Source organism: Staphylococcus sp. CoH_129_LAB_1, assembly GCF_058191515.1.
The window spans coordinates 58,079-67,110 of the sequence record NZ_JBXWKZ010000007.1 but is presented as its reverse complement, the minus strand read 5'-3'; the positions used below and the strand labels follow the sequence as shown (position 1 = coordinate 67,110).

At 29.2% G+C, this 9,032-nt stretch carries 7 protein-coding genes; 6 read left to right on the top strand and 1 reads right to left on the bottom strand.

Annotated elements, in window-relative coordinates:
* Positions 1 to 244: 244 nt before the first annotated feature.
* Positions 245 to 3,427, bottom strand: a complete 3,183-nt coding sequence (locus tag AC2FB1_RS03840; RefSeq protein ID WP_490673962.1) for a CDP-glycerol glycerophosphotransferase family protein — start codon at positions 3,425 to 3,427, stop codon at positions 245 to 247.
* A gap of 193 nt (positions 3,428 to 3,620) precedes the next feature.
* Here AC2FB1_RS03840 and AC2FB1_RS03835 point away from each other — a divergent pair, with 193 nt between their 5' ends.
* From AC2FB1_RS03835 to AC2FB1_RS03810, 6 genes are all read left to right on the top strand, one after another.
* Entirely contained in the window at positions 3,621 to 4,037 is a 417-nt protein-coding gene (locus AC2FB1_RS03835) for a YwiB family protein (protein WP_490673961.1), read from the top strand.
* Positions 4,034 to 5,695 carry an arginine--tRNA ligase gene (argS, locus tag AC2FB1_RS03830; RefSeq protein WP_490673960.1) on the top strand — a complete coding sequence of 554 codons (1,662 nt, stop codon included), beginning with the start codon at positions 4,034 to 4,036 and terminating at the stop codon, positions 5,693 to 5,695. Before AC2FB1_RS03835 ends, argS begins: the two co-directional genes overlap by 4 nt.
* A gap of 84 nt (positions 5,696 to 5,779) precedes the next feature.
* A complete protein-coding gene (locus AC2FB1_RS03825) occupies positions 5,780 to 6,421 on the top strand; it encodes an endonuclease III domain-containing protein (protein WP_490673959.1) in 642 nt (213 codons plus the stop codon).
* Between the two features lie 90 nt (positions 6,422 to 6,511).
* The gene (locus AC2FB1_RS03820; protein ID WP_490673958.1) at positions 6,512 to 7,273 is read left to right on the top strand and encodes a MerR family transcriptional regulator; all 762 of its coding nucleotides are present in this window, start codon (positions 6,512 to 6,514) and stop codon (positions 7,271 to 7,273) included.
* A gap of 75 nt (positions 7,274 to 7,348) precedes the next feature.
* Complete coding sequence (locus AC2FB1_RS03815; RefSeq protein ID WP_490673957.1) at positions 7,349 to 7,852, top strand: DUF805 domain-containing protein; 504 nt, start codon at positions 7,349 to 7,351, stop codon at positions 7,850 to 7,852.
* A 201-nt stretch (positions 7,853 to 8,053) separates the two neighbouring features.
* Positions 8,054 to 8,974 carry an ABC transporter substrate-binding protein gene (locus tag AC2FB1_RS03810; RefSeq protein ID WP_490673956.1) on the top strand — a complete coding sequence of 307 codons (921 nt, stop codon included), beginning with the start codon at positions 8,054 to 8,056 and terminating at the stop codon, positions 8,972 to 8,974.
* Positions 8,975 to 9,032: the final 58 nt, after the last annotated feature.

Sequence of the window (9,032 nt, the reverse complement as noted above, 5' to 3'; positions counted from 1 at the left end):
TTTTTTAAAGTATTTCAATGTAAAATTACATATAAATACAAAGTATTTTGGCGAGACTCTTGAGGGAACAGGACAAGTTGAAGACTACAGGCTGAAGCTGTCCCCTAAGAAAACGAGCCAACAATACGTAGTATTGTAAATAAAGAAGCCAGTAAATGAATTTATAATAAACTCATTTACTGGCTAATTTGTTAGAAATTATGTCCCAGCCTCTTTTAATATATGAAACTATTTAATCATTATATTAAGAGAAAAAACGATTTACTATACTTTTAGATGCATGGCCTGTTTCATAAGTACAATATTTATTATAGAATGCGTTGTACTTAAGTTCATATGTTTTCTGAATGGTTTCAATATTTTTAATATGATGAATAAGTTGAGATTGACTTTCTGATATAGGACCAGGAACTTCATCTTCAAAGTTAAGATAAAATCCTCTTAATGTGTTTCTATAATGTGATAAATCATATGCATAAAACAGTAATGGTTTTTTAGTATTTGCAAAATCGAACATCACTGACGAATAATCAGTAATACAAATATCTGTAATTAAATATAATGCATTAATATCATTATAATTTGCGACATTAATAATAAAGTCGGATAATGTCTGATCGATTTTTAGCGAGTTGCTAATAATAATGTGTGGACGTAATAATAATATAAAATTATTGCCTAAATCTTCTTTCATTTTAAATAAATCTAATTTCAAGTCTATAATATGTTTTTGTTTTTTATTTACTTCATCATCTCTAAAGGTTGGTGCATAGAGTAACACCTTTTTGTCAATAGGTATGCCTAAAGATTGTTTTATACTAGCTATTTTGTCTTGTTTTTTATCTTCTGGTAAATATAAAATATCATTTCTTGGATATCCAAGTTCTAGAATTTCTTTTTTAAAATTAAATGCTGATTTAAAACATTTGCTTGCATAAGGGCTTGGAGAAATTAAATAATCCCAACGTTGTGTAGCGATATTCACTCTCTTTTTGTATTCTTTATCCTTACCTTTAAACTCTTTTACATCATTTAGCATTTTTTTCAGTGGCGTTCCATGCCAAGTTTGAATATAAGTGGTATGGCGATGCTTTTTAATGTAATAAGGGAAATTTTGATTATTAACCCAGTATTTAGCACGTGATAAATAATAAAAATACATGGGTGATAAACGTTTGACCGATATTACTTTAGAGTCATTGAATGGATAGATTGAATTGTTAATCCATACAATATTGAAGGAATGAGGATGTTGTTTTAAAACATCATAAATTGCTTTAGGACTATCACTTACTGATTTACCGATATTACTTTCAAAAACAATTAAATTCTTCTTAATAGGAATTAATGTAGTTATAAAATGATTTACACAACGCATAATAACATAATATTTTGAGTGTTTTCTAAAACGTTTAAATATATGTTGAGTTAAAGTATGGTATTTTAATTTATCTGGTAAACTATTCCGTTTATTAAAATGAATAATCTCATTATAAATACGTTCACAATTGTGTGTATCTCTAAAAGGATAAAATGTATGAGCACGTTGAAGTATTTTGTCTGAAATAGTAAAGTTTCGACTTACAATATCAGATAAAACATGTTCTAAATCTTCCTCAGTATTAACAATAATACCTGGTAGTTCCTCTTCAATATTAATGTGAGAAGGTAATCTACCGATAAATTGTTTTTTATCAAATTGATAATAAATGATAGGTTTATTTAAAAAGCTAAAATCAAAGGCCACACTTGAATAATCGGTAATCATAAGACGACTTTCTTTTATTAACTGTTGAACTTCTACTTCTCCTTGATTAATTTTCTTAATATATTTAGGTGTATTAAACATATCTATAAAGGGTTGCATATTAGGATGTAAACAAAATACAACATCCATCCCTTGATTACTTAATGTTTTTAAAATTTGACTTTGTAATAAAGTATTTATACGTATAAGGTAATTAGATTGACTTAACTGATTACGACTTGTTAACCAGTCACGCCATGTAGGAATGATTAAGATCTGGTTTTTAGTTGGTGTATTATCATTAAATAATTCATCAAACCTCGGTAAACCTGTAACTTTAACGGTATTAGGGCTGAATTTTAAATCTCTGACTACAATATCTTTTTCGCGTTCTGAGCTAGTAATAAATAAATCAATATCGAAATCGTGCACTTGTCTCCCATTGATTTCTACTAAATTTTTTGTTCCTAATATACCATGTTGAAGAAAAACCTTAGTTGCTTTAATACGACGTGTATATATTTTGCTATTGCTCGGATAAAGATAACTAGGATAATGTGTTGCACAAATATAATCAGCATCTAGCATTAATTTAAAATGGGTTTTAGTTCCAAAATAAATAACATTTCCATAAGGTTCTACGTTAAAACGCTCAGGAGATGTTTGATCTATGACATAATAAACGGGTAATTCTGGATAGGTTGTACGCATATATTTAAAGAAATGATATCCATTATCTTGAGCTTTATATCTTTTTTCTCCAATTACCCATATCTTATCTTTAGAACAATGTTTATAGGGGGATTTTAAACTTTCTAGATAAGTTAAATAATTCTCTACTGTATATTGATTTATTTTGAATGATAAGTTACGTCCCTTCATTGTAAAGTATGGAGAAATAGATTGAATACAGTCACGATATCGAGTAATAAGTTCGCCTTTTAAAAATATTTCTGCCATAATTCTTGGTTTACCAATTTTTACGTGTAGGGGTTCTACTAATTCTTTTACATATATGTTAAGGAAGACATCTATCACATCTTCTTGTTTAAAACAATGCTTTAAAAATTGAGTCAACTCATTATACAAATCCTTTCTATAATGAAATCTATAGTAATGTGAAGACTCAGAAGGCTCACACTGTTGACATTCGACGGGGCAATCTAAAGAATAATTATCTTTTCTAGTTTTAAGTACAATAGTTGCATATTCAAACGTTGCATTAATAATTGAGAATTGCCCGTCGATGAGTGCTTTATGATTATTGATTTTTAAATTATTAATATGAGTTCTTGAAAAGAAAAAACGAAAGCTCGGTTTAGATGTTATCTTATATTGTAATATCCCGCTTTTAGTAACGAAAGGCTGCAAATATAGATGTTCTGTATTAACAACACTAAGTTGAACTACTTTGACTTCTACATCATGTATAATGATAGGTCGTTCGATAGTTGAAGATGATATGTTTTGTTCCATGATTGTATGAATTTTTGCTTTACTATCATAACTAAAATAATTTAATACATGTAAAAGTTCTACTCTAAATTCTCCATTTGAATCTGGGAAAAATTCAAGTGAATCTTTTGTAGTTTTAAAAACTAAACGATTGATAGTATCAATGTTTGGGTTGTATCTAATAAGCAAAGTTGTTTGTTCTTGTTGTATATTGATGTTTCCCACTTCTGATCCTCCACGCCAATGATTAAATTTTTTTATAATATAAATAATTTATTTTATTATACCATGATTTTATGTTTTAGAATTCGACTATTTTTTTAAGTAAGACATAGATTAGTAGGTCGTGAGGTACAAGCACTATAGGATTTATGCTATAATGTGGTGTAATATTTTAAAGATTAAGGTGAGTCAAACGTTGGATAAGAATATACACATTCAAACGAAACAAGTCTTAAAACAAAATGGAGAAAAACAAACATTTGAATTTTCTTCTCAAGGATCATGGCAACAAAAAAATGCCTATTATATTCGATATCAAGAACAGATTGAAAGTGCAGTCATTAATGTAACAATAAAAATTGAAGACAATGGCGTGAAGCTGATACGTAAAGGTGATATTAATATGAATTTGCACTTCGTTGAAGGGAAAGATACTACAACACTTTATGCTATACCAGCAGGACGCATTCCACTAATAGTAAGAACAAAGAGTATTTTACATTTTGTAAATGAAGATGGTGGGAAATTAAAAATACAATACGAATTACATCAAAATGATGAAAAAATGGGCTCATATCAATATGAAATTAAATACAAGGAGATAGGCGAATGAATATTATTGAAAAAGTGAAGAAAACTTTAATACAAGAAATTAAAACAAGTATTAAAAAAGCAGATCTTGCAGAAGATATTCCAGAAATTAAAGTTGAAATTCCTAAAGATACTAAAAATGGAGACTATTCTACTAATATTGCAATGGTTTTAACTAAAATTGCTAAACGCAATCCACGCGATATTGCTCAAGCAATTGTAGACAATTTAGATACAAGTAAAGCAAACGTAAAACAAGTAGATATCGCTGGTCCAGGATTCATCAATTTCTATTTAGATAATCAATATTTAACAGCTATTATCTCAGAAGCGATTCAAAAAGGCGATAAATTTGGTTATGCAGAAGAACCAAAAAACAAAAAAATATTATTAGAATATGTATCAGCAAACCCAACTGGTGACTTACATATTGGACATGCTCGAAATGCTGCTGTCGGTGATTCACTAGCGAATATTTTAATTGCAGCAGGATACGATGTAACACGTGAATACTATATTAATGATGCAGGTAATCAAATTACAAATTTAGCACGTTCAATTGAAACACGTTTCTTTGAGGCGTTAGGAGATACAAGTCATGAAATGCCAGCGGATGGCTACAATGGTAAGGACATTGTCGAAATTGGCAAAGATTTAGCTAAAAAACATCCAGAAATGAAAAATTACTCTGATGAAGAACGTTTAAAAACATTTAGACAACTGGGTGTTGATTATGAAATGGATAAATTAAAAAAAGATTTATCAGATTTCAATGTTCATTTTGATAATTGGTTTAGTGAAACATCGCTTTACGAAAATGGTGCGATTGATAATACATTAGCAAAAATGCACGAATTAGGTTATACGTATGAAGCAGATGGTGCCACTTGGTTACGTACGTCAGACTTTAAAGATGATAAAGATAGAGTACTAATTAAAAAAGACGGTAATTATACGTACTTTACGCCTGATACAGCGTATCATTACAATAAAATTAATCGTGGGAATGATATTTTAATTGATTTAATGGGTGCAGATCACCATGGTTATATTAATCGTTTAAAAGCAAGTTTAGAAACATTTGGTGTAGATAGCGATCGTTTAGAAATTCAAATTATGCAAATGGTCCGTTTAATGCAAAACGGCGAAGAAGTTAAAATGAGTAAACGTACAGGTAATGCTATTACGTTACGCGAAATTATGGATGAAGTAGGTATTGATGCGGCACGTTATTTCTTAACAATGCGTAGTCCTGATTCGCACTTTGATTTTGATTTGGAACTTGCAAAAGAACAATCTCAAGACAATCCAATTTATTATGCACAATATGCGCACGCACGTATTTGCTCAATTTTAAAACAAGCTAAAGAAAAAGGTGTTGAAATAAACAAAAACGCTGATTTTAGCACTATTACAAATGAAAAAGCAATTGATTTGTTGAAAAAAGTAGCAGAGTTTGAGCCTACAATTGAGAATGCTGCAGAAAGTCGAGCACCACATCGATTAACTAATTATATTCAAGACTTAGCTTCAGCTTTCCACAAATTCTATAATGCTGAAAAAGTATTATCTGATGATGCTGAAAAGACAAAAGCTCATGTTGCTCTTATTGAAGCAGTTAAAATTACATTACACAATGCTTTAGCATTAGTGGGTGTATCAGCTCCAGAATCAATGTAATATAAATAATTAAATTAAAAACACCTTTACGAACACTCATTTGTGAAGGTGTTTATTTTTATATAGAAAGGTAAAAAGATATCAATGATGACTACAGAACAACTCTATAAAAAATTATTAGAACATATGGGACCTCAAGGATGGTGGCCAGCAGATACGCTTGAAGAAATCATGTTAGGAGCGATACTCGTTCAAAATACCAACTGGAATAATGCTGCGCTTTCTCTTAGACGTCTGAAAGAAGCAACAAATTTTGAACCTCAAAACATATTAGATTTACCATTAGAAGAACTAAAAATCTTGATTCGCTCTAGTGGTTTCTATAAAAATAAAGCCAAAGCAATTCATACGTTATTTAACTGGTTAAATCAGTATCACTTCGATTATTGCAGAATTAATGAAGTATATGGGGAACATTTAAGAAGCGAATTACTTAAACTGCATGGTATTGGAAGTGAAACAGCTGACGTATTACTAGTATATATTTTTGAGAGGATTGAATTTATTCCCGATAATTATACACGCCGGTTATATAGAAAACTCGGTTATTCTCACACTGAGAATTATGATAAATTAAAAAGACATATTGAATTACCTTCAAACTTTACAAATCAAGATGCAAATGAGTTTCATGCTTTACTAGATAATTTTGGAAAAAATTATTTTAATGGTGCTATTGAACAAAAATATCATTTCTTAGACCAATATTTTACAAATATGTATTGACCTTAACGTGACGTCATAGCTTAGTCTCTTTTATAGAGAGATGAAAAGAGAAATGAATCAAATAGATTAAGAAAAAGGCAGGATGTCAGAATGGAAAGCGAAGATTATTTTACACCTAGCGAAGTGAGTCATATAACTGAAGTTACTAAACGTACACTTCATTACTATCATGAAATTAAGTTGCTTGTGCCAACGTATATTGGATCTAACGGCTATCGTTATTATTCTTCTAAAGATATCTCTAACTTACAGACCATTCAATTTCTAAGGGAACTTAATTTATCGCTAGCAGATATTCAACTTTATTTTAATAACAGTATAGAAGAGAAAAATATAATATTAGAAAATAATTACCAGCGTATTGTTGCACAAAGAGATCAATTAAACAAAATGATTCATTTTCTTAATCATCATCTCGTTAATCATAGAAAAGAGGAGATTAATATGAGTAAATGGAATAATGATAATATACAACATCAATATGAGAAAGAAGCTGAAATGAAATATAGCCATACTCCTTATTATCAAGCTTTTAAAGAAAATCAAAACCGATTGAATTCTAAAGAAAAACAACAATATAATGAGGAAACTATGGAAAAGTTTCATTTATTCTTTGATAAGATGAATGAATTGTTCATTGCAAACTATAAAACAAATCATATACAGGTTAAACGAGCTATTTCTGAACTTAAAGATATTCTTCAAACACAAGTACCTAACGTAGATGACCAATTTTTAGAATATATTGCCTCGATTTATGAGAATGATGAACGATTTGCTAAAACAATTAATAACAAACGACACGATAATTTAAATCAGTATATTGCTAATGCGATTCGAAATGATATTTAATAAAAGATGTTTTTAAGTTCTATAATATGTGATGATATATGTATAATATATCTTATGAATAAAAGGAGCTTAAACATGATAGAAGCATTCAAATTATTTTGGCAAAATTATTTTAATGTAAAAAGTCGAACTAGAAGACGTCATTATTGGTTTGCTATTTTAGCTAATTGTATTATTTTAGTAATCATGAGTTTACTTTTTAATATCATTACTTTGGGGTTAAATGGAGGGCATACATTTTTTGATATTGTGTATGAAATCATTGACATCATTATTTTTATAGGAACGTTTACGATGACGGTGCGTCGTTTGCATGATACAGGGCACACAATGGTTCTACCTCTTATTATTTTAATATTTACATTAATTAGAAAAATTTCAAGTATTGTAGATCGAACATACGGTATTTCAGTTGATGGTGTTTTCAATGGAATGATTGCGCTTGAATTAGGAATTATGGTGGCAGCTATGTCTTTAGTCTTACTTATTATTCTTGTAATTACTTTTGCATTTACAATAAAAGATAGTGATGAGGGGACAAATAAGTATGGTCCAAATCCTAAAATAGCTACTGTATAGTATGAAAAAAGAAGGATACAGAATTTATTTTGAAATCCGTTTCCTTCTTTTTTTATTTTAAAATAGAATTAAATCATTAAGTTTAATCAATAATATAAAATTACACATTAAAAATTTATAGAATTAAATTAATTATATAAATAATTTGGTATGATAAATATATGAAATGACAAAATTGTGAAAGGTAGGTATTGTTTATAAATGAATAATAAAAAACTGTGGATTATTTTGTTTACATTAGTATTAGTTTTAGCTGCATGTGGTCAAAACCAATCAAGTGAAAAAGGGCATCATTCTACACATTCAACTAAGCAAGAAACAACTAATCAGAATAATAATACTCATACATATCACCGTATTATATCCTTGATTCCAAGTAATACTGAAATATTATATAGACTTGGCCTTGGAAAAAATATTATAGGTGTATCAACAGTTGATGATTATCCAAAAAACGTAAAAAAAGGTAAGCAACAATTTGACGCAATGAACTTAAATAAAGAAGCACTTTTAAAAGCTAAACCAGATTTAATTTTAGCTCATGAATCTCAAAAATCATCTGCTAAAAAGACACTTGATAGTATAGCTGATAGTGGTGTGAAGGTAGTTTATATTAAAGATGCTCAGTCTTTAAATCAAGTCTACGATTCATTTGAACAAGTAGGCAAAGTGACTCATCGCGAAAAAGAGGCAAAACAGTTAGTCAAAGAAACAAAAGATAATGTTCAAAAAGTAATTGAATCAATTCCAGCACATCATAAGAAACAGAGTGTTTTTATAGAAGTGTCTTCAAAACCTGAAATATATACAGCAGGAAAAGAAACTTTTTTCAATGATATGATAGAAAAACTAGATGCCAAAAATGTATTTTTAAATGTTAATGGATGGAAAGCAGTAGATAAAGAAAGTATTATTAAAAAGAATCCTGATATTTTAATTTCAACTGAAGGCATTTCAAAAAAAGAATATTATGAAGTGATTAAAAAACGCGATGGTTTCTCTGAAGTCAACGCAGTAAAAAATGGACGTGTTGAAACAGTAAATGGTGATGAAATTTCACGTCCTGGACCTCGTATTGATGAAGGTATGAAAGCATTACGCGATGCAATTTATAAGCGTTAAGATGAAAGACATTTCTAAAGCCTACAACGATAGTGACAATGTTGTAGGCTTTTTATAC

Excerpts from the sequence above, each read along its gene's own strand:
- argS (WP_490673960.1), top strand. The coding sequence starts at position 4,034 with ATGAATATTATTGAAAAAGTGAAGAAAACTTTAATACAAGAAATTAAA.
- AC2FB1_RS03825 (WP_490673959.1), top strand. The coding sequence starts at position 5,780 with ATGATGACTACAGAACAACTCTATAAAAAATTATTAGAACATATGGGA.
- AC2FB1_RS03820 (WP_490673958.1), top strand. The coding sequence starts at position 6,512 with ATGGAAAGCGAAGATTATTTTACACCTAGCGAAGTGAGTCATATAACT.
- AC2FB1_RS03815 (WP_490673957.1), top strand. The coding sequence starts at position 7,349 with ATGATAGAAGCATTCAAATTATTTTGGCAAAATTATTTTAATGTAAAA.
- AC2FB1_RS03810 (WP_490673956.1), top strand. The coding sequence starts at position 8,054 with ATGAATAATAAAAAACTGTGGATTATTTTGTTTACATTAGTATTAGTT.